Source organism: Corallococcus caeni, from assembly GCF_036245865.1.
Lineage (GTDB): Bacteria > Myxococcota > Myxococcia > Myxococcales > Myxococcaceae > Corallococcus > Corallococcus caeni.
In genome coordinates this window covers 110859-135688 of the sequence record NZ_BTTW01000001.1, presented here as the reverse complement: position 1 = coordinate 135688, position 24830 = coordinate 110859, and the positions used below count along the sequence as shown (strand labels likewise).

19 protein-coding genes and 1 other RNA gene are annotated in these 24830 nt (G+C 69.8%); 7 read left to right on the top strand and 13 right to left on the bottom strand.

Annotation, left to right across the window (positions count from 1 at the left end):
* Positions 1–36: 36 nt before the first annotated feature.
* From AABA78_RS00560 to AABA78_RS00550, 3 genes are read right to left on the bottom strand one after another with little or no spacing between them, the layout of a single operon-like run.
* The gene (locus tag AABA78_RS00560) at positions 37–600 is read right to left on the bottom strand and encodes a MarR family winged helix-turn-helix transcriptional regulator (RefSeq protein ID WP_171413446.1); all 564 of its coding nucleotides are present in this window, start codon (positions 598–600) and stop codon (positions 37–39) included.
* Positions 600–3758 (bottom strand): efflux RND transporter permease subunit, encoded by a 3159-nt coding sequence (locus tag AABA78_RS00555; RefSeq protein ID WP_338261111.1) that lies wholly within the window; start codon positions 3756–3758, stop codon positions 600–602. Before AABA78_RS00555 ends, AABA78_RS00560 begins: the two co-directional genes overlap by 1 nt.
* 36 nt (positions 3759–3794) lie before the next feature.
* The gene (locus AABA78_RS00550) at positions 3795–4895 is read right to left on the bottom strand and encodes an efflux RND transporter periplasmic adaptor subunit (protein ID WP_338261110.1); all 1101 of its coding nucleotides are present in this window, start codon (positions 4893–4895) and stop codon (positions 3795–3797) included.
* Between the two features lie 332 nt (positions 4896–5227).
* Here AABA78_RS00550 and AABA78_RS00545 point away from each other — a divergent pair, with 332 nt between their 5' ends.
* Complete coding sequence (locus tag AABA78_RS00545; protein ID WP_171413443.1) at positions 5228–6367, top strand: acyl-CoA dehydrogenase family protein; 1140 nt, start codon at positions 5228–5230, stop codon at positions 6365–6367.
* Here the strand turns inward: AABA78_RS00545 and AABA78_RS00540 are convergent, their stop codons facing one another.
* Together AABA78_RS00540 and AABA78_RS00535 are read right to left on the bottom strand one after the other, a co-directional pair.
* A complete protein-coding gene (locus AABA78_RS00540; RefSeq protein ID WP_338261109.1) occupies positions 6368–6655 on the bottom strand; it encodes a hypothetical protein in 288 nt (95 codons plus the stop codon). It lies immediately after the preceding gene.
* Between the two features lie 55 nt (positions 6656–6710).
* Entirely contained in the window at positions 6711–7118 is a 408-nt protein-coding gene (locus AABA78_RS00535) for a hypothetical protein (RefSeq protein ID WP_338261108.1), read from the bottom strand.
* A gap of 79 nt (positions 7119–7197) precedes the next feature.
* Here AABA78_RS00535 and AABA78_RS00530 point away from each other — a divergent pair, with 79 nt between their 5' ends.
* Both AABA78_RS00530 and AABA78_RS00525 read left to right on the top strand, forming a co-directional pair.
* The gene (locus AABA78_RS00530) at positions 7198–7839 is read left to right on the top strand and encodes an SAM-dependent methyltransferase (RefSeq protein ID WP_338261107.1); all 642 of its coding nucleotides are present in this window, start codon (positions 7198–7200) and stop codon (positions 7837–7839) included.
* A 51-nt stretch (positions 7840–7890) separates the two neighbouring features.
* Positions 7891–13959 carry an alpha-2-macroglobulin family protein gene (locus AABA78_RS00525; protein WP_338261105.1) on the top strand — a complete coding sequence of 2023 codons (6069 nt, stop codon included), beginning with the start codon at positions 7891–7893 and terminating at the stop codon, positions 13957–13959.
* Positions 13960–14006: 47 nt separating this feature from the next.
* Here the strand turns inward: AABA78_RS00525 and AABA78_RS00520 are convergent, their stop codons facing one another.
* Positions 14007–15179: a hypothetical protein gene (locus AABA78_RS00520; protein WP_338261103.1), complete on the bottom strand. Its 1173-nt coding sequence runs from the start codon at positions 15177–15179 to the stop codon at positions 14007–14009.
* Between the two features lie 86 nt (positions 15180–15265).
* Between AABA78_RS00520 and AABA78_RS00515 the strand changes: the two genes are divergently transcribed.
* Positions 15266–16090 carry an SDR family NAD(P)-dependent oxidoreductase gene (locus AABA78_RS00515; protein ID WP_338261101.1) on the top strand — a complete coding sequence of 275 codons (825 nt, stop codon included), beginning with the start codon at positions 15266–15268 and terminating at the stop codon, positions 16088–16090.
* Positions 16091–16117: 27 nt separating this feature from the next.
* Here the strand turns inward: AABA78_RS00515 and tyrS are convergent, their stop codons facing one another.
* The 3 genes from tyrS to ssrS form a co-directional block, all read right to left on the bottom strand.
* Entirely contained in the window at positions 16118–17380 is a 1263-nt protein-coding gene (tyrS, locus tag AABA78_RS00510) for a tyrosine--tRNA ligase (protein ID WP_338261099.1), read from the bottom strand.
* 94 nt (positions 17381–17474) lie between these two features.
* Complete coding sequence (locus AABA78_RS00505; protein ID WP_120526503.1) at positions 17475–18107, bottom strand: 5-formyltetrahydrofolate cyclo-ligase; 633 nt, start codon at positions 18105–18107, stop codon at positions 17475–17477.
* A 19-nt stretch (positions 18108–18126) separates the two neighbouring features.
* Positions 18127–18319: non-coding RNA, 6S RNA (gene ssrS, locus AABA78_RS00500), on the bottom strand.
* Between the two features lie 159 nt (positions 18320–18478).
* Here ssrS and AABA78_RS00495 point away from each other — a divergent pair.
* From AABA78_RS00495 to AABA78_RS00485, 3 genes are all read left to right on the top strand, one after another.
* Positions 18479–19471, top strand: coding sequence for a tetratricopeptide repeat protein (locus AABA78_RS00495; RefSeq protein WP_338261098.1), 993 nt, complete (start codon positions 18479–18481; stop codon positions 19469–19471).
* The gene (locus AABA78_RS00490) at positions 19468–20460 is read left to right on the top strand and encodes a serine/threonine-protein kinase (RefSeq protein ID WP_338261096.1); all 993 of its coding nucleotides are present in this window, start codon (positions 19468–19470) and stop codon (positions 20458–20460) included. The genes AABA78_RS00495 and AABA78_RS00490 overlap by 4 nt, the downstream gene beginning before the upstream one ends.
* 108 nt (positions 20461–20568) lie before the next feature.
* Positions 20569–20742, top strand: a complete 174-nt coding sequence (locus AABA78_RS00485) for a hypothetical protein (protein ID WP_171413433.1) — start codon at positions 20569–20571, stop codon at positions 20740–20742.
* Here the strand turns inward: AABA78_RS00485 and AABA78_RS00480 are convergent, their stop codons facing one another.
* Genes AABA78_RS00480 through AABA78_RS00465 form a run of 4 tightly spaced genes read right to left on the bottom strand, consistent with a single transcriptional unit; the run spans position 20743 to position 24718 of the window.
* Positions 20743–21885 carry a cysteine desulfurase family protein gene (locus AABA78_RS00480; protein WP_338261095.1) on the bottom strand — a complete coding sequence of 381 codons (1143 nt, stop codon included), beginning with the start codon at positions 21883–21885 and terminating at the stop codon, positions 20743–20745.
* Positions 21882–23003 (bottom strand): DHH family phosphoesterase, encoded by a 1122-nt coding sequence (locus AABA78_RS00475; protein ID WP_171413431.1) that lies wholly within the window; start codon positions 23001–23003, stop codon positions 21882–21884. Before AABA78_RS00475 ends, AABA78_RS00480 begins: the two co-directional genes overlap by 4 nt.
* Positions 23004–23016: 13 nt before the next feature.
* A complete protein-coding gene (locus AABA78_RS00470; RefSeq protein WP_338261094.1) occupies positions 23017–23850 on the bottom strand; it encodes a deoxyribonuclease IV in 834 nt (277 codons plus the stop codon).
* A 28-nt stretch (positions 23851–23878) separates the two neighbouring features.
* Entirely contained in the window at positions 23879–24718 is an 840-nt protein-coding gene (locus AABA78_RS00465; RefSeq protein ID WP_171413429.1) for a Fic family protein, read from the bottom strand.
* Positions 24719–24830: the final 112 nt, after the last annotated feature.

The following is a 24830-nucleotide window of genomic DNA, read 5'->3' as shown; positions in this document are numbered from 1 at the left end:
CGCAGCCCGCGCCCCTCCACGCACCTGCCGTGCCCTTCAGCGCGGCGGGGCGCCGGCCTTCATGCGGGCGAGCATCCGCTCGATGATGCCGAACAGCGCCTCGCGGTCGTCCTCGGGGAGCAGGCCCATCAGGCGACGGATGCCTGCGTCCGTCATCAGCTGGATGACGCGGTAGATTTCACAGCCCCGCTCGGTGAGCTTCGCGGTGACGGCGCGGCGGTCCTCCGCGTCCCGGCCGCGCTCCACCATGCCCATGTCCTCCAAGCGGTCCACCACGCCGGTGATGGTCTTCTTGGTGATGCCGATGCGCTGGGCCAGCACCCCGACCTGGATGGGGCCGTCCATGCCCAGCCACCCGAGCGCGTGCACCTGGGTGGGGGTCAGCCGCATGTCGTCGCAGAGGCTCGCCAGCGGGTCCCTCAGGGAGCGGAAGTGGGCCAGCTCCCGGATGAGCCCCATGAAGCGGCGTGAGTCCGGCGTGGACTGGTCCCCTTCCTGGAGCAGGCGCTCCATCGCGGCCTTTTCTTCGACGGCCTCATCCTTCCCCTCGGAGCGCGCTTCGGACTCCGAGGGGGAGGTGATGGAGGTGGGGCGACGCATCAAGCCGTCTCCACCCGCGCCGCGGCGGCCGCGGCGGCTTCCCGCTCGCGGTCCTCGTTGCCCGGGCCATGCGCCGTGCCAGAGCCACCCGCGAAGCCCGCGTCGCTGCCCTTGTTGCGCTTGAAGCGCGCGGCCAGCTGATCCATCAGCGAGTACACCACCGGCACCACGCCCAGCGTGAGGAACGTGGAGGTGATGAGGCCGCCGATGATGGTGATGGCCATGGGCGCGCGCGTCTCCGCGCCGTCGCCCTTCGCCAGCGCCACCGGGATCATGCCGGCGATCATCGCGATGGTCGTCATGAGGATGGGGCGCAGACGGACCGGGGCGGCCTCGAGGAGCGCCTCGTGCGCCGTGCGGCCCTTCTCACGGACCTGCAGCGTGAAGTCCACCAGGAGGATGCCGTTCTTCACCACCAGACCCATGAGCATGATGACGCCGATGAGGGCGAACATGGACATGTACTGGCCGGTGATGAGCAGGCCGCCAATGGCCCCGATGAACGCGAAGGGCAAGGACAGCATGATCGTGAACGGGTGGATGAGGCTCTCGAACTGGGCCGCGAGGATCATGTAGATGAGGATGATGCCCAGCAGCAGCGCCGTGCCGAACGCGGCCACCGACTTGCCCAGCTCCTTCGCGTTGCCTTCCAGCTCGCCCGTGACGCTCTTGGGCAGCTCCTTCGCCGCGTAGCCCTGCATGTAGGTGATGGCGTCGGACAGCGCGTAGCCCTCCTTCAGGTTCGCCAGCATGGTGACCTGCCGCTTCTGGGCCTGCCGGTCGATCTGCACCGGGCCCTCCGCCGGGACGATGCGCGCCAGGTTGCGCAGCTCCACCAGCTGCCCCGTGGGGGCGCGCACGGCCAGCTGGCCGAGCGCGTCCGCGGAGGCCAGCGTCTCCGGAGGCAGGCGCAGCTTCACCTCGTAGGTGTCACCGCCCTCGCGGTAGTCCAGCACCTTGTCGCGGCCCAGGTAGGCGCGCAGCGTGGCGCCCAGGGACGCGGCCGGGACGCCCAGGAGGGCCGCGCGGTCGCGGTCCACCTGCACGTCGTACTGCGGCTTGCCGGAGCGGTACGTCATGTCCACGTCGGTGAGGCCCGGGTTCTTGAGCATCGCCTGGCGCATCTTCTCCGCGGACTCGGTCAGCTCCTTCCAGTTGTCGCCGCGCAGGTTGAACTGCACCTGCTGCGAGCGCGCGCCACCACCGGACACCGCGGCCACGTCCTGCACCGCCACGGTGACGCCCTTGGGCGCGTGGATGTTCTGGCGCAGGTAGGCCTTCAGCTCGCTCTGCTTGAAGGCGCGGTCCTTCACCGGCTTCAGGTTGATGAGCACCTCGCCCTTGTGGACCTCCTCCTGCACGCCGCCGCCCGCCGTGGTGAACGTGGACGCGATGCCCGGCAGCGCCCGGACCTGGGACGCGAAGGTGTCCAGCTGCGTCTGGGTCTCCTGGATGGTGGACCCGATGGGCAGCTCCACCGTGAGCTTGATGTTGCCGTTGTCCTGCTCGGGGATGAACGTGAACTTGAGGAACCGCATCATCCCGAAGGTGAGGAAGAGCACGCCCACCGCGACGATCATCGTGATGAGCCGGTGCCGGAGGATGCCACCCAGCATCTTGCGGTAGCCGTTCTCCATGCCCACCAGCACCTTCTCCACCGCCGCGGAGATGCCCGTCGGGTGCCCGTGCTCACGCAGCAGGCGCGAGGACAGCATGGGCGTGAGCGTCATGGACACCACGTAGGAGATGAGCGTCGCCACCGCCACCGTGACACCGAACTGGTAGAAGAACTTGCCGATCATGCCGTCCATGAAGGCCACCGGGATGAACACCGCCACGATGGCCAGCGTCACCGCGAGCACCGCGAGGGCAATCTGTCCGGCGCCCTCCAGCGCGGCCTGCATGGGCGTGGCGCCCTCTTCCATGTGACGGACGATGTTCTCGATGACCACGATGGCATCGTCGATGAGCAGACCGATGGACAGGGTCAGCGCGAGCATCGTGATCATGTTGAAGGTGAAGCCCAGCGCCGCCATCACCGCGAACGTACCCACCACGGACACCGGCAGCGCGATGGCCGCCACGATGGTGGAGCGCAGGTTGCGCAGGAACACCAGCACGATGAGGACCGCGAGCACGCCGCCCAGGATGAGGTCCTCCTGCACCGCGTGGATGGACGAGCGGATGAACCGCGCGTTGTCCGTCACCGTCTCCACCTGGATGCCGGCGGGCAGCGACTTGTTGATCTCCCCCAGCGACTCCTGCACCAGGTCCGCCACCTGCACCGTGTTGGAGCCGGACTGCTTGCGCACCACGAGCGCCACCGCGCTGCGCTCGCCGCTCTTCGCGCCGGAGCGCTGCTCCGCGGGGCCGTCCACGACCTCCGCCACGTCACGCACGCGCACCGGCGACCCGGCCGTGCTGGTGATGATGATGTTGCGGATCTCCTCCACGCTCTTCGCTTCGGAGGTCAGGCGCACGATGCGCTCACGGCCGCTGTCCATGCTGCGGCCACCCGGCACGTCCAGGCTCTGGGCCTTGAGCGCCTGGCTGACGTCGCTGATGGCCAGACCGAAGCCGCGCAGCCGCTGCGGGTCCACCACGAGCTGGATCTCCCGCTCGCGGCCACCGACGATGTCGATGCTGCCCACGCCCGGCTGGCGCTGGAGGGCCGGCTTCACCACGTCATCCGCGACGCGCGTCAGCTCCTCCACCGGCATGGCGCCCGCGAGCGCCAGCGTGATGATGGGGGCCGCGCCGATGTCGAACTTCTCGACGACGGGGGTCTCCACCTCGTCCGGCAGCTTGCTCAGCGTGGCCTGCACGCGGTCGCGCACGTCCTGCGCCGCGACGTCCACCTTGGTGGACAGCTTGAACTGCACGACGATCTGCGAAACGCTTTCGACGTTGATGGACTTGAGCGTGTCCACGCCGTTGAGCGTGTTGAGCGCCTCCTCCAGCGGGTCGGAGACGTTCTTCTCCATGGACTCCGGGTCCGCGCCCGGGAGCACGGTCGTCACGGTGACGACGGGGAAGTCGACGTCGGGGAACTGGTCCACGCCGATTTTTGGATAGGCGAAGAGGCCGAACACCACCACCGCCAGCATCAGCATGGCGGTGAAGATGGGCCGGGAAATGAAGGTCTTGAGCGGACTCATTCAGGTTCCTGAAGGGAAAGAGGAGAGGGGGAACCGCTACTGCGCCACGCGCACCGCGGTTCCCTCCTTGACGTCCAACGAGGCGTCGGCGAGCACGCGCTCCTCCGCCGTCAGGCCCTGCAGCACCTTCACGTAGCCCGGCAGCACGCGCTGCACGCGCACGTCGCGCTTGCGCACGGTGCCGTCCTGCACCACCCACACGTAGCCCTCCTGGCCCTTGCTGCTGACGGCCTGGGCCGGCAGGAACAGGCCGTTGCCCGTGTCGCCCGCGGCCTTGGAGAAGTCCATCTCCACCAGCGCGCCGGGGCGCAGCGGGTGCTCCGTCTTGCCCGTCACGTCCGCCAGCACCTCCACGGTGCGGCTCTGCGCGTCGATGACGGCGCCCACGTTGGCCACCTTCGCCTCGAAGCGCATGCCGCTGGGGTTCACGGTGCCCGGCGTCACGGTGCCCGGCGTCACGTTGTCGATGACGGACTCCGGCACCATCATCCGGATCTCCAGCCCGTCCGCGTCCACGATGGAGAACACCGGGGTGGAGGGCGTCATCGCCACCGAGTCACCCACGTTCTTGTTGCGCGCGGTGATGATGCCGTTGAAGGGCGCCACGATGGAGTGGTCCCGCAGGTTCTCCACCGCCAGCCGGTAGGCCGCGCCGGCCTGGGCCGCCTGGGCCGCGGCCTGCTTCTGGCCGATCTCCGCCTGCTCCAGCGCGCTGGCCGCGACACCGCCGGACTCGGCCACCTTGCGCGTGCGCTCCAGGTTGCTGGTGGCCAGCTGGAGCGCGGCCTCCGCCATCTCCTTGGCCGCCTTCGCCTGATCCACCGCGATGCTCACGTTGGACGTGTCCAGCTGCGCCAGCACGTCGCCCTTCTTCACCTTGTCGCCCACCCGGACGTTCACCTTCGCCAGCGTGCCCGTCGCCTGGGGACCCAGGACGGCCTCCTGCTTGGAGCGGACCTGGCCGGTGACGCGCGTCACGTTCTGCTCCAGCTCCGTGGCCGGCGTGATCGCCTTCACGCCCAGTGCGTTGGAGCCTTCCTGCTGAGTCGGAAGCTGCGCCTTCTCCGCGCCCGCCTTCGAGCACCCCGCCGTCGACACCGCCACGGCCACCACGGCAGCCAAGATTCGCTGATTCACGCGTCCGAACTCCTGCCGGGTCGCCGGCGGGACACCCGCCCTGGCACCTGCTCCGGCTAATTCTTTGTGGGCTAGAAATTACCGACACTCGATTATCTGTCAAGAGGATACTCCGGAGTGCGGACTATCCACTCCCCAGTCATCCTGCGGGCTTGGCTGCCTGCCCCCCAGGGCTCAAGACTTCTTCACAACACCGTCACCGGTGCGCTGCGTCACCAGGGAGGCGGGCGGCGCGGGCGGCAGGGACGGGGTGCGTCGCTTGTGGCTGACGGTGGGCGCCTGCTATTGACTCGCGAATCAACCCACAGCGGGACAACCCCCGAGGACTCGCGATGCTCAACCCGTTCACCGAGGAGCACGAGGCGTTTCGCAGGACGGTGCGCGCCTTCGTGGAGAAGGAGATGGCGCCCCATGGTCTGGACTGGGACCGGGCGGGCATCTTCCCCCGCGAGCTGTTCAAGAAGTGCGGCGAGCTGGGCTTCCTGGGCATCAACCACGACCCGAAGTACGGCGGCAGCGGCCTGGACTACTGGTACGTGACGGCGTTCGCGGAGGAGCTGTCGCGCAGCCGCAACGCGGGCGTGAACATGGCGCTCCTGGTGCAGAGCCAGATGGCCACGCCCATCATCAATGAAATCGGCACCGACGAGCAGAAGCGCGAGTTCCTGGAGCCCGCGCTCAAGGGCGAGCGCATCGCGGCGCTGGGCGTGAGCGAGCCGGGCTGCGGCTCCGACGTGGCGAGCATCAAGACGACGGCGCGCCGCGACGGGGACGACTACGTCATCAACGGCTCCAAGATGTGGATCACCAACGGCACGCGCGCGGACTTCATCACGCTGGCGGTGCGCACGGGCGAGGAGGGCTACGGCGGCATCTCGCTGGTGACGTTCCCCACGGACGTAAAGGGGTTCGGCGTCTCCAAGAAGCTGGACAAGGTGGGCAACCTGTCCTCGGACACGGCCATCCTCTACTTCGAGGACTGCCGCATCCCCGCGCGCTACGTGCTGGGCGAGGAGAACCAGGGCTTCTACCACATCATGACCAACTTCCAGGGTGAGCGCCTGGTGGGCGCCATCACCACGGTGGGAGGCATGGACCGGATGCTGGAGGACGCGCTCCAGTACGGCAACGAGCGCGAGGCGTTCGGCCGGCCCCTCATCAAGTTCCAGGTGTGGCGCCACAAGTTCGTGGAGCACCTGACGGCGGTGGAGGCGGCGCGGCGGCTCAACTACTACGCGGTGGACCTCTACGACCGGAAGGAGAACCCGGTGAAGGAGATCTCCATGGCGAAGCTGTTCGCAGGCGACCTGGCCCAGCGCGTGGCCTACGACTGCCAGCAGTTCTTCGGCGGCATGGGCTACATCGAGGAGACGCCCATCGCGCGCATGTGGCGCGACGTGCGGCTCATCACCATCGGCGGCGGCACCTCCGAGGTGATGAAGGAGATCATCTCCAAGCTGTACGGCTTCTAGCTACTTCCTGCCGAAGAGGGCCTCCGCGGCGCTGAGCAGCGCGTCGCGGGAGTCCTTCTGGTGCAGGCCGCCTTCGCCCAGCTGGAAGAACTCGCAGAAGTTGGCCTCGTCCTTGTCGCGGGGCGCTTCCGCGAAGGGCTCCTTGCAGGCCTTGGCCACGGACTCGTCGAAGTGCCGGCAGTTGCGGCACGAGCGCAGGTCCTCCTCACAGCCGGGGCACGTGTCGCGCCGGCCGACCTGGTTGGCGATGATGTCGAGCGTGCGTCCGCAGTGCGCGCAGCCGGGCATGGCGGTCCTCCCCGTTAGACAACAACGGGGCGCATCCTGCCAGAGTCCTGGCGGGCTATCGCTGGACGCTGGGCGCGAACGCCGGGGCGGGCAGGGAGGTGGCTTCCTGGGGCCGGCGCAGCTCGCCGGTGGCGTCCAGGAGCTGGTCGTCCAGCCGCTTGAGGAGGAAGAGGACGTAGGCGGACAGGGCGGACAGGACGGCGGCCATGATGCCCAGCAGCATGCCGCGCTGCCAGCGGTGGGCCTGCTCCATCACGCCGCGGCGTTCCTTGAACGTCTTGAGCTGGGCGTCCACGGAGGAGCCGTCCAGCTTCTGGGCGAAGTCGGAGGCCTGGGCGCTGCCCCGGGCCATCAGCCAGCGCCCTTCCGCCTGGAGGGCCTCCGCGCGCGCGTAGCAGAACGCAGCCCCACCCGCGAAGAACAGGGAGATGCACAAGGCCGCTGTCACGCTCCGGGTGCCCATGCCACCAACCCTCCGGATATCCGATGGCGCGGCCAATGAACAGGCCGCGACTGCTCCGGCTTTCCGAAGACAGTAGCGGATGCTAGGGACGGCTTCTGACATGGGCAAGCCCTACCGTCCTAAAGACCACTATTTCCAGAAAGCCAAGCAAGAGGGACTGCGGGCGCGTTCGGCCTTCAAGGTCGACGAGATCCTCAAGCGCTTTCCTACGTCCGTGAAGAAGGGCGCGGCGGTGCTGGATCTGGGCGCCGCGCCGGGCGGCTTCCTCCAGATTCTCGCGGACGCGGTGGGCATGCACGGGCGCGTCGTCGGCGTGGACATCGTGGCCATCCGGCCGTTCTCCCAGAAGTGGGTGACGACGGCGGTGCTGGACGTGCTCGCGGACGACTTCGACGCGAAGCTGGCCGCGATGTACGACGGGCCCTACGACGCGGTCATCTCCGACATGGCGCCCAAGACGTCCGGCATCAAGGGCACGGACGAGGCGCGCAGCCTGCGGCTCGCGGGCAAGGCGCTGGAGGTGGCCGCCGCTCGCGGCAAGCCCGGGGGCACGTTCGTGGCCAAGGTCTTCATGGGCGGCGACTTCGAGGCCTTCCGTGACGAGGTGCGCCAGCACTTCGAGGAAGTGAAGATCGTCCGGCCGGAGGCCACGCGCGGCGCCAGCATGGAGGTCTACGTCGTGGGGCTGCGGCGCCGGGGACCTGCGCCCGCTGCTTCCTGAAACACCGAAGGGAACGCCACGGGCGCGGGCGGCGTCTAGAGTGCCGCCCCTATGTCTGCTCCTTTGCGCCCGCGTACCGCAGCCGTCGTGTTGTGCCTGCTGTCCCTCGCGTTGTCCTCCGTGTCCGTGGCGGCCCCCGCGAAGGCGCCCCCGACGTGGAAGGCCATCGACGCGCTCGTCGAGGACGACAAGGTGGAGTCCGCCGCGCAGGGGGCCGAGGCCCGGCTTGCCGCGGCGAAGGCCCAGGGGGACGCGGACGAGTGGACGCGCGCGCTGATCCGCACGGTGCAGCTGCGCACGCGGCTGCACGGCTACGAGACGACGGTGCGCTTCCTGAAGGAGCAGCCCTGGCCGGAGGGGCTGCGGCAGCAGGCCACGCTCCACCTCTTATCCGCGGCGGTGATCGCCAACTACGTGCAGGCGTACCGCTACGAGATTGGCCAGCGCGAGCAGGTGGTGTCCTCCGGGCCGGTGGACCTGAAGGCGTGGACGAAGGATCAGCTGGCGGCGGAGATCCAGCGCTCCTACGCCGCGGTCTGGGAGCTGCGCCAGAAGTTCGGCACCGAGCCGGTGAAGGTGCTGTCCGAGTACATCCAGCCCAACACGTACCCGGAGGGCATCCGCTCCTCGGTCCGCGACGCGGTGACGTACCTGTGGGTGGCGTCGCTGGAGGACACGGAGCTGTGGCGTCCGGAGCAGGAGCAGGGCGTGTACCGGCTGGACCTGGGCGCGCTGCTGGAAGGCACGCCGAAGGTGGAGCTGAAGGACCCGTCCGCGCACCCGCTCCTGAAGGTCGCGGCGGTGCTGGGGGACCTGGAGGCGTGGCACCTGGCGGCGGGCCGGCGTGAGGCGGCGCTGGAGGCGAGGCTGCGGCGCTACGAGGTGCTGGCGACGTCGTTCAGCGACGCCGCGGATCAGCGGCGCATCCGGGAGCACCTGGCCGCGCACCTGAAGGGCTTCCGGGACGTGCCCTGGTGGTCCAAGGGGCAGCACCAGCTGGCGACGATGGAGGCGCGTGCGGGCCGTGCCATCACCGCGCACGCGCTGGCGAAGGCGGGCGCGGAGGCGTGGCCGAAGTCGGTGGGCGGCGCGCAGTGCGCGGCGCTGGTGGCGAGCCTGGAGGCGCCAGAGCTGTACGCCACCGGGATGCAGGTGGACGGGCCGGGCAAGCGCTCCATCCTGGTGGGCCACCGCAACGTGGGCCCGCTGTACCTGCGGGCGTACGCCATGGACGTGGAGGCCCGGCTCGCGAAGCCCGACCCGGACATGTCGCTGTACGCCTCCGAGGCGGAGGTGCTCCGGCTGGTGGCGGGGCGCAAGCCGGACGCCGCGTGGAGCACGGCCCTGCCGCCCACGCCCGACTTCCAGCGGCACCAGACGTTCGTGACCACGCCGGCGCTCAAGCCGGGCGCGTACGTCATCGTGATGTCCACGCGCGAGGACTTCGCGAAGAAGGACAGCAAGCTGCTCTCCCTGTCGATGTCCGTGTCGCCCTGGGCGATGACGGTGCGCAAGGCGGACCCCCACCAGGCGGAGCTCCACGTCGTGGACGGGGCCACGGGGGCGGGCGCACCGAACGTGGAGGTGCGGCTGGTGAAGCCGGACTACGTCACGCGCCGCTTCAGCGTCGTCAGCCGCCGCACCGACGCGAATGGCGACCTCTTGCTGGTGGGCAAGGACGCCGACCGCTACGAGGACATGCTGCTGGTGGTGGGCAGGGGCAAGGGCGCGATGGTGTTCCCGGGCTCGGTGTACCTGTCACCCCTCTACGAGTCGTCTCCGCAGGACCAGACGCTCATCTACACGGACCGCGCCGTCTACCGTCCCCAGCAGAAGCTGCTGTGGAAGGTGGTGGCCTACCGCCCGGAGGAGCTGTCGAAGCGCTACCGCGTCCTGCCGGATTCGCCGGTGACGGTATCGCTCGTCGACCCCAACGGCCAGGAGGTGGCGAAGCGCGAGGCGCGCACCAACACGTTCGGGTCGGTGGCGGGAGAGTTCGACCTCCCCTTGGGGCGGCCGCTGGGCCAGTGGACCGTGCGCACCAGCCCCAACGGCTACGCGGGCGTGCGCGTGGAGGAGTACAAGCGGCCCACCTTCGAGGTCACGCTGAAGGACGCGCCGGAGGCGCTGCGGCTCAACCGGCGTGCCAGCTTCCAGGGCGAGGCGCGCTACTACTTCGGCCTGCCGGTGACGCGCGGCGCGGTGAAGTGGCGCGTGTCGCGCGAGCCGGTGCTGCCCCGCTGGTGGTTCTGGGAGCGCGTCCCGGCCACCACGGAGCTGGTGGCCTCCGGCACGGCCACGGTGGGCGAGGACGGTGGCTTCACCGTGGCGTTCACCCCGGAAGCGGATGAGCGGCTCGCGAAGGCGGAGGGCATGTCGTGGCGCTACCGCGTGGAGGCGGACCTGACGGACGAGGGCGGGGAGACGCGCTCCGCGAGCCGTGCCTTCCGTCTGGGCTTCGTGTCCGTGGAGGGCCGGGTGGAGTCCGACGTGGGGTTCGTCCGCGAGGACTTCCCGTCGGAGGTGCGGCTCGTCCGCGCGAACCTGGATGGCGCGCCGCAGGCCGGACCGGGCCGCTGGCGGCTCGTCGCCTTGAAGGCTCCGGCCCGCCCGCTGATGCCGTCGGAGGTGCCGGTCGAAACGCCCCGGCCCCTGGACGCGGACGCGCGGGAGCCCAAGGAGGTGTCCCCCACGCCGGGTGACGCGCTCAAGCCGCGCTGGGACGCGGTCTACGACGTGGAGCAGACGCTGCGACGCTGGGACGACGGCGCGGAGGTGGCGCAGGCGGCGGTGACGCATGGCGCGGACGGGGTCGCCGCCGTGAAGCTGCCGGCGCTGCGCGCGGGGGCGTACCGCCTGCGCTACGAGACGACGGATGCGTTCGGCCAGAAGGCCACCGCGCAGCGGGACTTCGTGGTGGCGGGGGTTCGGGCTCCGGCGGGGCTGCCGGCGGTGCTGGCGGCGGAGCGTGCCTCCGTGCGCGTGGGCGAGATGGCGCGGTTGATGGTGGCCTCCGGCTTCGAGGGCCAGCCGCTGGTGATGGACGTGTACCAGGGGCGCCAGCGCGTGGAGCACCGCCTGCTGACGGCGGGGCAGGGGCGCGCGGTGGTGGAGCTCCCGGTGACGGAGGCCCTGCGCGGCGGCTTCACGGTGGTGCTCTCCATGGTGCGCGACTGGCAGGCGCTGAACTTCCAGCAGACGGTGTCCGTGCCCTTCGACGACAAGGAGCTCAGCCTGGAGTTCGCCACGTTCCGCGACACGCTGAGGCCCGGCGCGAAGGAGACCTTCCGAGTCACGGTGAAGGGGCCGAAGGGCGCGAAGCTGGAGGCGGGGGCCGCGGAGCTGCTCGCGTACATGTACGATCAGTCCCTGAACGCCTTCGGGCCGCACACGCCGCCCCAGGTGGCGCAGCTGTATCCGCAGCAGACCCTCTACGTGGACTTCCGCGCGTCCGGTGGCGTCTCCGGCGCGGACTGGCTCTTCGACGAACTGGACCGGGACCGGCCCTCCGCGCCGGAGCCTTCCGACGACACGCTGAAGTTCGGGGACGGCTACGGGCTGGGCGGGCCGGGCTACCGCAACTACTACGGAGGGGTGCGCCGCATGCGCGCCACGGCCGCGAAGCCCGGGGCCGTCCAGCGGGAGTCGGCCGACGCAGCACCGCCGCCGCCTCCGCCGCCCGCACCCGCGCCGTCCGCCGCGAAAGCCGCGCCGCCGGGCGGCCGGGTGCTGGAGCAGAAGCGGCGCGAGATCATCCAGATCATCAAGGGCACCCCCGGCGCCCCGGAACCGGGAGCGCCGGAGGAGCCGCTGCGCTCCAACTTCGCGGAGACGGCGTTCTGGATTCCGCAGCTGCTCACCGGACCGGACGGGGCCGCGGTGCTGGAGTTCACGGTGCCGGACTCGGTGACGGCGTGGGACGTCTGGGTGCACGCGCTCACGCGCGACCTGCGCGGTGGCTCCACGCAGCGCTCCACCCGCAGCGTGAAGGAGCTGATGGTGCGCCCCTACCTGCCGCGCTTCCTGCGCGAGGGGGACCGCGCGGAGCTGGAGGTCGTGGTGAACAACGCGGGGGCGCAGACGCAGCAGGGGCAGCTCACGCTCGACATCGTGGACCCGGACACGCAGAAGAGCCTGGCCGCCGACTTCGGCGTGAAGACGGCCACGCAGGCCTTCACGGTGGCCGCGGGGAAGGGCACGCACCTGCGCTTCCCCATCACCACGCCCGCGCGCGTGGGGCCGGTGGCCTTCCGCGTGGTCGCGAAGGCGGGGGTGTTCAGCGACGGGGAGCTGAGGCCCCTGCCGGTGCTGCCCGGCCGCATGCACCTGTCCCAGTCGCGCTTCGTGACGCTGCGCGACCAGGACCGCAAGACGCTGACGTTCGACGACCTGAAGCGCTCGGATGACCCCACGCGGGTGAACGAGCAGCTCGTCGTCACGGTGGACGCGCAGCTGTTCTACTCCGTGCTCCAGGCGCTGCCGTACCTGGTGGACTACCCCTATGAGTGCACGGAGCAGACGCTCAACCGCTTCGTGTCCACGGGCATCGTCTCCAGCCTCTTCGACAAGTATCCGTCGGTGGCGAAGGTGGCCAGGGACCTGAGCCAGCGGAGCACGCGCTTCGAGACCTTCGACGGCGTGGACCCGAACCGGAAGATGTCGCTGGAGGAGACGCCCTGGCTCAACGAGGCGAAGGGCGGGACCGGCACCGACGACGCGCTCCTGCGCGTGCTGGATCCGAAGGTGGCCCGGGCCCAGCGCCTGTCGTCCCAGGAGAAGCTGCGCAAGTCACAGAACGCGGACGGTGGCTTCCCCTGGTGGCCGGGCGGCCCGTCGTCGCCGTACATGACGCTCTACATCCTGCACGGCCTGTCGCGCGCCATGGAGCACGGCGTGGAGGTGTCGCCCGCCATGACGGAGCCTGCGTGGGGCTACCTCACCACGCACTTCCGGAGCGACTACGCGAACCGCCTGATGAAGAAGGACCTGGGCTGGGAGTTCCTCACGTTCCTCAACTTCGTCGCGTCGGCGTATCCGGACGCGCGCTACACGGGCGAGTCGCTCACGGCGGCCGAGCGGCAGCGCATGCTCGACTTCTCCTTCAAGCACTGGAAGGAGCACTCGCCGTACCTCAAGGGGTACCTGGCGCTCACGCTGAACCGGGCGAAGCGCACGAAGGACGCGCAGAAGGTCTGGGACAGCGTGATGGACTCCGCGAAGACGACGGAGGACCAGGGCACCTTCTGGGCCGCGGAGGACCGCAGCTGGCTCTGGTACAACGACACCACGGAGTCCCATGCCTTCGCGCTGCGCACGCTGTCGGAGCTGCGCCCGAAGGACGCGCGCCGCGCGGGCCTGGTGCAGTGGCTGCTCCTGGACAAGAAGCTGGGCCACTGGAAGTCCACGCGCGCCACGGCGGAGGCGCTCTACGCGCTGGTGAACTACCTGGAGGCGGAAGGGGCGCTGGCCGTGCGCGAGGAGCTGAAGGTGACGGTGGGCCCGAAGGTGGTCCCCATGAGCTTCTCGCCCGACGTGTACACGGGGAAGAAGAACCAGGTGGTGCTCACCGGGCCGGAGGTGAAGCCGGACACGGCGACCACGGTGGTGGAGAAGACGACGAAGGGCTTCGCCTTCGCCTCCGCGACGTGGCACTTCTCCACGGAGGAGCTGCCGAAGGAGGAGCGCGGGGACTTCTTCCAGGTGTCGCGCCGCTACTTCGTGCGCATCCGCGAAGGCACCCAGACGCTGCTGCGCCCGCTGGCGGACGGCGCGACGCTGCGGCCCGGCGACGAGGTGGAGGTGCAGCTGTCCCTGCGCCTGAAGCACGCGGCGGAGTACGTGCACCTGCGTGACCCGCGCGCCGCGGGCCTGGAGCCGGAGAACGCGCAGTCCCGCCACAAGTGGGACCTGGGCATCGTCTGGTACGAGGAGACGCGCGACTCGGGGACGAACTTCTTCTTCGAGGCGCTGCCCGCGGGCGAGTACACGTTCAAGTACCGGCTGCGCGCGAACCTCGCGGGCAGCTTCCGCGTGGGCCCGGCGACCGTGCAGTCCATGTACGCGCCGGAGTTCACCGCGTACTCCACGGGCACGGTGCTCACCGTGGGCAGGGCGCCGTAGGCCGTCAGCGGGGCAGGGGGCCCGCGTCCTTCAGGGGCGCGGGTTCGCTACTCCGCGCAGGTGGCGGCCTCTTCGGTGGGGTGCAGCGTGGCGATGCCGTAGGTGCCGTTGCGGGTGCCGCACCAGATGCGCCAGTTGCCGCCACCGATGTCCGGCGCCGAGTACACGCCGCCTTCCTTCTTCGCCCCACCGCGCGCACAGCAGCGCGCGAACGCACGGGTTCCGATGGCGGCGATGGAGACCGCGTCCTGTGACGTGGAGAAGCCGCCCATCCGCTTCACGCCGCAGGACCAGGGCGCCAGGCCCTTGAAGCTGATGAGGTACTGCTCGCCCTGCACCGCGTCCTCACCCTTGGCCGGGCCCTGGTAGCAGACCTTCCCCTCCGCCTCGAGCTGCGCGTAGCGGGGCAGGAAGTGGAGGCCGCCAATGGGGCCGCGCTGCCAGTCATCTCCGCAGAAGACGTGCGTGAACGCGTTGCGCGGTCCGGTGCTCACCCACAGGCCCGTGAGCCACTCGATGTTCGCCTGCCGCGAGCCCGGCCGGCCCGCCGCGGAGAGCGCGCGCTGCACCCGCGCGTCGTCGTAGTGCTTCGCGAAGAAGCGCTGCACGTCCCCGGCGCTCACGCTCGCGTCGGGGCGCGCGGGGCACAGGTCCAGCACCTCGCGGTCGAGCGCGGACAGGGCAGGCGCCTTGGCGAAGAGGGGCGGCTGCTCACAGGTGCTCGCGCACGCCGCTGCGTCGCCCGGAGCCGCCGCGCGGCCCGCGGGGGCACGCACCACCGACACCGCGCCAGCTTCTTCGTCATCGGGGGCCGTCGTGGGCGCGCCCGCGCCAGCGCCGCTTCCCACCGGCCCTCTCTCCGCGAGGGCTCCGCCACCGCCCCGGGACGCCTGCTGCTGGCGCGTGTTCTCATGGTCCGCGCGCACGAGCGCGTCCGTGCCGGGCGCCTTCTGCACGGCGTCCGTGGGCGTGCCATCACAGAGCACCCAGCCTTCGGCCTTCGGTCCCTGGAGCTTGCACCACGCGCGGTCGGGGCCGCCCTTCTTCACGAGCGGATAGGACACGCCCGGCTGCACGGCGAAGACGACCTTGGAGGACTCGGGCTGCTCCACCGCGTCCACGGACTCCTCGGTGACGAAGACGCCGCTGCCCGCGAGGGCGGCGGTGGGGGCCATGGAGATGGCCAGGAAGAAGCAGGCGAGCGACCCGGAGAGGCGCATGGTGCACGCGACTCTAACAGGGGTGCCCGAGGCCCGCTGTTCCCCGGTTGCGCCCGGCGCCGCACCGCGAAATAAGAGCGGCCGACATGAAACCGATGAATTTCCGAGGCCGCTGGGTGCTCATTACCGGCGCGTCGTCCGGCCTGGGGCTGGAGATGGCCCGCCTGCTCGCGAAGGAGCACGGCGCCCACATCATCGCTGTCGCCCGGCGCGAGGACCGGCTCATCGCCCTCAAGGCGGAGCTGGAGGCCGCGCACGGCGTGCAGGTGCTGCCCCTGTCCGCGGACCTCTCCCGGCCCGGCGAGGCCACGCGCGTCTTCGAGACCGCCACGGCCGGCCGCACCGTCGACGGCGTCATCCTCAACGCGGGCGTCACCTACTTCGGACATGCGCTGGAGCAGCAGCCCGAGTCCTTCGACGCGATGCTGGCCACCAACATCACCAGCGTGGTGCGCATGTCCCAGCTCTTCGGCGCGCACTTCGCGAAGCAGGGCGGGGGAGGGGCGCTGATGCTCGTCGCCAGCACCGCGGGCTTCGCGCCGCTTCCGTACCAGACGGCCTACGCGGCGACGAAGTCGTTCGTCATCAGCTACGGGCGCGGCCTGGCCTACGAGCTGCGCAAGGCGGGCGTGTCCGTCACCGTCTTCGCGCCGGGCGGCATCGCCACGGAGATGCTGTCGGTGTCCGGCCTGGACCGGAAGTTCAAGGCGGGCGACATGGGCATCATGTCCGCGGAGGCCTGCGCGCGCATCGCCGTGGACGCCTTCGAGCACCGCCGCGAGCTCGCCGTGCCCGGCGTCCTCAACCGCTTCCTCGCGACGATGATGAAGCTCTTGCCCCACGGCTTCATGATGGGGCGCTCGGCCGCGCTGTACGAAGGCGCGCTGCCGAAGGAGCCGCCCGCGCCGTGACCCCAGCGCGGGCGGTGCTCAACGGCCTCAGGCCAGCTTCAGTCGCGCGGCCTTCAGCCTGCCCACCTGCACCGTGTACTCGCCGGCCCCCAGCTCCGCCTTGGGGTCGGTGACCTTCTCGCCGTTCACCCGGACGCCACCCTGGGTCATCAGCTTGCGCGCCTCCGTGGAGGAGGCCACGAGCTTCGTCTCCGGCAGCACCTTCGTCACCAGCAGCTTCTCCGCGCCCGCGAGCGACACCTCCACCAGCGGCAGCTCCTCCGCGGACAGCTCCTTCTTGGCGAAGCGCTTATCGAAGTCCTCGGCGGCCTTGCGCCCGGCCTCTTCACCCTGGAAGCGCGCGGCCATCTCCTGCGCGAAGGCGACCTTCGCGACCTTGGGGTGGGCGGCGCCAGACTTCGTCTTCTCCTCCAGCTCCAGCACCTGCTTGAGCGGCATGGAGGAGAGGAGCTTGTAGTACCGCCACATCAGGTCGTCCGTGATGCTCATCAACTTGCCGAAGATGCTGTCCGCCGGCTCGTCGATGCCCACGTAGTTGTCCAGGCTCTTGGACATCTTGTCGCCGGTGATGACGCCGTCCACCAGCTTCGCGTCCAGGCCCTCCAGGATGGGGCCCGTCATGATGACCTGCGGCTCCAGCCCCTCCTCCTTCATCAGCTGTCGGCCCACCAGCAGGTTGAAGAGCTGATCCGTCGCGCCCAGCTCCACGTCCGCCTTCAGCGCCACGGAGTCGTAGCCCTGCAGCAGCGGGTAGAGGAACTCGTGGATGGAGATGGAGCGGTTCTCACGGAAGCGCTTCTTGAAGTCGTCGCGCTCCAGCATGCGCTGCACGGAGTAGCGCGCCGCCAGGCGGATCATCCCCTCGGTGCCCAGCGCGTCGAGCCACTCCGAGTTGAACTTCACCACCGTCTTGTCCGGGTCCAGGACCTTGAAGACCTGCTGCTTGTACGTCTCCGAGTTGACCTTCACCTCGTCGCGGGTGAGGGGCGGACGCGTGACGTTCTTGCCGGTGGGGTCGCCGATGAGGGCGGTGAAGTCCCCGATGAGGAACACCACCGTGTGGCCGAACTCCTGGAAGCGCCGCATGCGCGTCAGCAGCAGCGAGTGGCCCAGGTGCAGGTCCGGACGGCTGGGGTCGAAGCCCGCCTTGATGACCAGGGGCTTGCCCTTGTCATACGAGCGCTGGAGCTTCTTCTTCAGGTCCTCCGGCACCTGCAAATCCACGGTGCCGCGAGTGACTTCTTCGAACTGTTCTTCGGGGGTCGCCTTGCGCAGTGCGTCCGGGTTCATGGCGCCGCGGACACTAGCCCAAAAAAGACAACGGGCAGGGCGGGACTTCTCCAGTCCGCCCCACCCGTGAAGGTCCGGTCGTCCGCCTGACGACTCAGGTGTCCAGGAAGTCGAAGCTGCGGCACAACCCGCGCAGCGTCTGGCTCTCCGTGACGATCTGGTCCATGTCCACGTCGTCGCTCGTCGTGGGCAGCGCCTGGACGATCTGGTCGTTGAAGGCCAGCCCCACCCGGCGGCTGCGCGAGCTGGCCGCCTTGAGGGTGGCGTCGTAGTAGCCACCGCCGCGCCCCAGCCGCTTGCCGTCCGGGCTGAAGCCCAGGCCGGGCACCACGAACAGGTCGATCTGATCCACGGCGATCAGGTCCGAGGAGTTCGTGGGCTCGCGGACGCCCAGGCGTCCCGGCTCCAGCTCGCTCTCCGACTTGATGGCCCGGAAGGCCAGGATGCGCCCATGCACGTGGGACAGCGGGTAGCAGACGATCTTCTCGTCCTGCAACGCCGCGATGAGGATGTCCCGGGTGGGCACCTCGCCCCGGATGGGGGCGTAGAGCGCCACCGTCCGCGCCTTCTGATAGTAGGGCGATGCCAGGAATCGAGACTGGACCTTGAGGCCCCGCTCGTCGATGAGGTCGTTGGTCATCGCCTTGCGGCGCGCCGTCAGTTCCTCACGAAGCGTGACCTTCTTCTCCGCCGCCGCCGCCACCGTATCCGCCGCCGTCTCGCTCACCGCCGCCGCTCCAAAGAAAGAGTCCCCCGCCGAGCCGTGTGTCCAGCGTCCATTGAACCCTTAGAAGCCAGGTGGGGACCGAAATCATGTCACCGCAGGCTTCCCTCATCCCCGGTGAAGGGGGAGGGCTTGCACATGGCGACCGAAACGGACCCCGGAATGGACGTATCGGTTCGAATTTCTGCTGGGCATCACGCACCCCGCAGGGAACAGACCTTTTACCGCTCAAATCTCGCTACAAGTCCTTAGAATCACTGGGAAAATCCCAGGGCGTTCTGGGAAAATGATAAGGATGGAGAAGCGTGCGGTCAAGCCGTCCTCGCGCGTTTACAAGCCGCCCCGTGGACTTCTATGATGCCCGGGTCCCCGACATGTCGCTCCCGACCTCAACATTGGCTCTCGCGGCGGTAGCCTGCCTCGCCTCCGGATTCGCCTGGGCGGGTCCGCAGCTGAACAGTACCTACCAGGGAGATGCGTTCGGCCCCATCGAGTTGCGCTCGGACGGGGACCATCTCGTCGGCACCGCGCCGGCCGGGGGACCCTGCCAGCGCCCGGTCGCCGAGCAGATGTTGACGGGCGACTTCCAGGGCAACGTCTTCCTGGGGGAGATCACGCTCTGTCAGACGGGCGACACCTGCACCCCGTCCCGGAGCTTCCCGCTGATGCTCGTCTACAACGTGGAGGAGCGCGCGCTTGCGGGCGTGGTGAAGCTGGAGGGCGGCTGCGAGTCCCCGGCCCTGCCCAAGAGCGGCATGCTGGTGCTGCGGCCCCCGGACCAGGGCGCGGCCCTGACGCCCGTGACGGCGCAGGCGACCGAGCAGCGTCAGGCGCAGGCCCCCTCGCCGCCGCCGTCCGGTGGCGCGGCGCAGGTGGCGGCGCAGCGCCGGCTGGAGCCGGTGGACGTGGCGGCGACCCTGAGGCAGGGGCAGGCCCATCTGTTGGCCCAGAACCCCATCGCCGCCTCGCAGCAGTTCCAACTGGTGCTGGCGCAGGAGAAGGAGAAGAACAACGCCTGGGCGCTGACCGGCATGGGGGTGTCGCACTTCCTGCGGCACCAGCAGCAGGAGGCGCTCAAGTACCTGGAGCAGGCGCGCGGCGTGGGCCCCGGCCCGGCACGGGCGGAAGCCTGGTTCTGGATGGCCTGCGTGAAGCGCGCGGCCCAGGAGTCGCGGGTCGCGCAAGAAGCGCTGCGCCGCGCGCTGGCGGAAGGGTGGTCCCCTCCGGAGGGCAACGCGCTGGTGGAGCGCGAGCTCCAGCAGTTCGCCAGGGAAGGGGCGCTGTACGAGCAGCAGTTGAAGCAGGCCCGCGGTCGCAAGCGGGTCCAGGGCCGTGAGTCGCAAGGAGCTGGAAGCGCCAGCCCGTGAACGCGCCGAACTCCGTGTCGAAGCCTGTTCGCGTCTTCGGCAACTACGAAATCCTGTCGTTGCTGGGCAAGGGCGGCATGGCCGAGGTGTACCGCGCGCGCGTGCGCTCCGGTCCGTACGAGGGCTGGACGGTGGCGCTCAAGCGGCTGCTGCCCGCGCTCACCCGCGACCCGGCGTCGGTGGACCTCTTCCGCCGCGAGGCGCAGCTGTCGCGCCAGTTGGACCACCCGAACATCGTGAAGGTGCTGGACGCCGGGATGCTGGACGACGTGTCCTTCCTGGTGATGGACCTGGTGGACGGGCGCGACCTGGGCCACATCCTGCGCCGGTGCAAGGCGCGCGGGATTCCGCTCCCCGTCGACTTCGCGGTGTACCTGGCGAAGGTGCTGCTGGAGGCTCTCGCGTACGCGCACACCGCCACCGGGCCGGACGGCAAGCCGCTGGGCATCGTCCACTGCGACGTGTCCCCGTCCAACCTGTTCATCTCCCGGGTGGGGGAGATCAAGCTGGGCGACTTCGGCGTGTCGCGCGTGCTGGTGGACGGGAAGCTCCAAGGCGGCGAGGTGCTCGGCAAGCCGTACTACCTGTCCCCGGAGTCGCTGCAGGGCGCCGTCACCCCGGAGGCGGACCTGTGGGCCGCGAGCGTGGTGCTCTATGAGCTGCTCACGCTGGGCCGCCCCTTCGTGGGCACGACGCCCGAAGAGGTCTTCGCGGGCATCCTGTCGCGCAAGTACCGGCTGTTGAGCTCGGTGAGGCCGGACATCCCGAAGGCGCTGGACGCGGTGCTGGCGCGCGCGTTCGCGGAGAACCCCGAGGACCGCTTCCTGTCCGCGGAGGAGTACGCGAAGGCCCTGTCGCCGCACTTCGACGAGAACGTGGGCACGCCCCTGGCCATCGCGGCGGTGGTGCGCGGCCTGTTCGGCACCACGGATGAGATGCCCGTGTACCGGGGCGGGCCGCCCAACGGCTCTTCCGACGGCAACGGGTAGCCAGGCGGGCAGGGCCCTGGCGAGCGGGCTCCCGGACGGTGGAGCCCGCTGCGGCCCATGCCCCGGATGATGACCTTTCCTCCCGCGAACATGCACCGGGAGGAATCCATGGCGACCGAGCGAAAGCAGCAGCAGCCCGAGAAGGAGCAGCCCGCCCGCGAGACGCGGCACGGCGACGAGCGACTTCCGCCCAAGGCCGATGAGGCCAAGGAGGGGATGCCCGGCTACGGACAGCCCGACCCGGAGGTGCGCGAGAAGAATCTGCCCGAACAGAAGTGGTGATCAGCCCAGCGCGCGCACAAGGGGCACGTGCGTGCACAGCGCTTCCACCACGCGCTCCACGTCGGCGCTCGTGGTGGAAGGACCCAGGCTGAAGCGCAGGCTTCCGCGCGCCTGCGCGGGCGAGAGGCCCATGGCGCGCAGCACGTGGGACGGGGACAGCGTGCCGGACGCGCAGGCCGCTCCCGACGACACGCGGATGTCCTCCAGGTCCAGCGCCATCAGGAGCGCTTCACCCTCCACACCGTCGAAGCGCAGGTTGCTGGTGTTGGGCACCCGGGGTGCCTGGGCTCCGTTCACCGTCACGCCGGGCAGCCGCTGGAGCACCTGTTGTTCGAAGGCGTCGCGGAGGGCCGCCACCTTCGCGGCGGCGCTGGACTGCTCCGCCGTGGCCAGCTCCAGGGCCAGGGCCAGGGCCTCCGCGTAGGGCACGTTCTGCGTGCCTCCTCGCCGGCCTCCCTCCTGGTGCCCCGGCGTCAGCGCCCGCACGTCCACTCCCTTGCGGACCACGAGCACTCCCACGCCCTGGGGACCGCCGAACTTGTGCGCGGAGAGGGAGAGGAGATCCGCGTCCACTTCGCGCAGCGACAGCGGCACCTTGCCCGCGGCCTGCACTGCGTCCGTGTGGAAGAGGATGCCTCGCTGACGGCACGCGCGCGCGGCCTCCGCCACCGGCTGCAGCACGCCCGTCTCGTTGTTGGCCCACATCAACGAACACAGCGCGGTGTCCGGCGTGAGCGCCTCCAGCACGGCCTCCAGGGGCACGCGGCCGTCGGAAGCGGGGGACAGCCGCACCACCTGGGCGCCGTCCCTCTCCAGCAGCGTGAGGGCTCCCAGCGCCGCCGGGTGCTCCACCGTGGTGGACACCACGCGGCGGCGCTCCTTCACGGGCCGCGCCGCGTAGGCGCCCACCAGCGCGAGCGCATCCGCTTCGCTGCCCGACGCGGTGAAGGTGATCTCCTTCGGCTCGCAGCCGAGCACGCGCGCCACCTTCGTCCGCGCCGCGTCCAGCCGGGCCCGGGCCTCGCGCCCTCCGCCATGCACGCTGGAGGCGTTGCCGAAGCCGCCTTCCGTGAAGGCCCGTGCGAGCAGCGCGGCCACCTCCGCGCGCACCGGCGCGGCGGCGTTGTAGTCCAGGTAGATCACGTGTCCTGCGCGGACAGCAGCGACCTCGGCCGCTCCTCGGCGACGCCGAAGGCTTCGAGGAAGCGCGACACCACCTCGCGCTTGAGCGCCTTGCGCTTGTTCGCGCTGCCGGACAGGGGCAGCCGCGCGCCAGCCATGCTGCCGTGGCCGCCGGAGGAGCCGCCCAGGTCGTCGCACAGCTCGCGGATGAGGCGGCCCGCGTTCATGCGCCGGTCCTTCACCCGCAGGCTCAGGAAGAGCTGGTTGCGGAACGTGCCGTAGGCCAGGGACCACTTCATCCCCTCGAGGTACATCATCCGCTCGGCGACCTCCGCCACCATGTCCGGGGAGTAGACCTCCTCCAGGTCGGTGATGATGGCGGTGCCGTAGACCTTCGCCTTCTCGATGGACGTGTGGAACAGCTGGAAGAAGCGCGCGGGCAGCTCCGGGTGTTCAATCTGTCCCAGCAGCTGCTTGTCACAGCGGGGGAACAGCCACAGGTAGCTGTCCACGTCCGTTTGGGTCGTCTCACGGCCCAGGTCCCGCGTGTCCGCCTTGATGCCGTAGAAGAGCGCGGTGGCGATCTCCACGGACGGCTCCAGCCGGGCGGCCCGCAGGTACTCCACCAGCATCGTGGACGTCGCGCCGAAGTCGCCGCCCACGTCCGCGAAGGGGGCCAGCAGGCTCTCCTCGCGCAGCGGGTGGTGGTCCACCACCAGGTCCGCGCGGTAGCGCGCCGGCAGCGAGTGGTTGCGCACCGGCGGTTGCGTGTCCACCAGGCCGAAGAGGTCGTACTGGCTGAAGTCGATCTGCGACACGTGCGACACCGGCAGCCGCAGCACGCGCACGAAGGCGACGTTCTCCGCGCGTCCGATGATGCCGCCGTAGCCCACCTGGGCCTCGATGCCGGCCTTGCGCTCCAGCAGGTGGGCGAGCGACACGGCCGCCGCCATGGAGTCGGGGTCCGGGTTGTCGTGCGTGAGGATGAGCGCCCGGCGGTGGCCCTTGGCCACCTGGAGCAGGCGGCCCAGCTTGTCTGCGGCCGGCAGCTTCGCCAACCGCGCTGGCGGAGGCTCCGTGAGCTCGCCGCCGGCGGGAAGCTGGGAGCGACGGCTTTGGAAGGACGGGGTCAAAGGCATGGGGACTCTTCTTTTACTTCCTCCGGCACAGGGATTCGAGAAGTCGGATGTTCTCCCCGTAACGTTCCGGAAAGGGTGTTTCCAGCACCCCAATGGTGTCGACGAAGCGCGCGTCCTTCATGAGGCAGCGGAAGGCCGTCAGTCCGATTGCTCCCTTGCCCGGTTCCTCGTGGCGGTCCACCCGGCAACCCAGGTCTTTCTTGCAATCATTGAGGTGGAAGGCGCGCACGCGGTCCAGGCCCACCCGCCGGTCGCACTCGTCCATCACCGCCGCGTAGCCCCCGGGCGTCCGCAGGTCATAGCCGGCCGCGAACAGGTGGCACGTGTCCAGGCACACCGCCAGCCGCGCCTCGTCCCCGACGCGGGAGAGCAGTTCCTCCAGGTGCTCGAAGCGCCAGCCCAGCGCGTTGCCCTGGCCGGCCGTCACCTCCAGGCAGACGCGGGCCTGGAAGCCGGGGCAGCGGTGGTGCACCTCGTCCAGCGCTTCGGCGATGCGCTTGAGGCCGCGCGCCTCGTCCGGGTGGGAGCCGGGGTGGAGGATGAGCAGCGGGATGCCCAGACGCTCGCAGCGGGTGAGCTCCTCGGTGACGCACGCGAGCGACTTCTCACGCGCCTCCGGGACTTCACTGGCCAGGTTCACCAGGTAGCTGCCGTGGGCGATGACGGGGAGGCCCGTGCGGCGGGCCTCGGCGCGGAAGGCTTCAGCCTCCGCGTCCGTCAGCGCGGGGGCGCTCCAGCCCCGCGCGTTCTTCGTGAAGATCTGCAGGGCACGGGCGCCGTGCGCTTCGGCTCGCTGGAAGGCCTGGCTCACGCCCCCAGCGATGGATTCATGAGCCCCGATGCGCACGGCTTCGACTTCGTCTCTCTCTTCGCGGCTACTCGACGGTCTTGTACTTGCGGCCCAGGTCGCGGAAGTACTTCACGCCGTTGTCGAGCGAGTTCTCCATCGCGTCCATCAGCACCGTGCGGAACGTGGCCACGGGCGCGCGGAAGGACTCGTAGTAGCGCTGCCGGTCGATGGAGTGGATGACCGCGGGCATGTAGCCGTTGCGCAGCAGGATGAGGTTGCTGCACATGCGCCCCACCTTCCCGCTGTGCTCGGTGAAGGGGAAGATCTGCAGGAACTCGTGCTGCACCACCGCCGCCTGTTTGATGGGGTGGAACTCGCGGAACTCCGCGCTGGCGGTGTGGTCCACGAGCTTCTCCAGCCGCGCCTGGATCTTCGCGGGCTGGGTGATGTCGTGGAAGTAGGTGCGGTGCAGGGGCATGTCCTTGCGCAGCCCCGCGCGGTCGCGCTCCTTGGCCAGCTCCTTCTCCGTGCGCTCGCGGCGCTCCATGCGCGCGCGCTCGGCCAGGGCTTCCGGCGTGTTGCCCAGGAAGAGGTCGTGCATCCGCTTGATGGTGGTGAGCGTGAGCGCGGACTGCTTCTTCGCGCCCGCCGCCTCCTCGCGGATGTAGTCCGCCACGGCCTTGTGGTTGCGGATCTCCAGCACCACCGGGATCATGGAGGCTTCGGCCGCCGTGCGCTCCGGGAAGAGCGCGGCCATCAGCTCCTGGTGCGTGTACACGACGCCTTCGAGCGCTGCGTCGTGGTAGATCCACGACATCTCGAAGCGGTCGAGGTACTCACGCGCTGGCGGCTTGCCCTTGTAGATCTCAAGGTACTCGCGCAGCTGCTCGTTCTTCTCGTCGATGTCCTGGTAGCGTTCCTTCACGGACTGCGGCTCCTTCTCGCTCCGGCCCGCCCCGGGCGCTGATTCTCAGAGGCTGCGCCGGGAGGTACAACGGCACGTGGAGTCTAGAAATTCCGCGCGGTTGGAACAAATA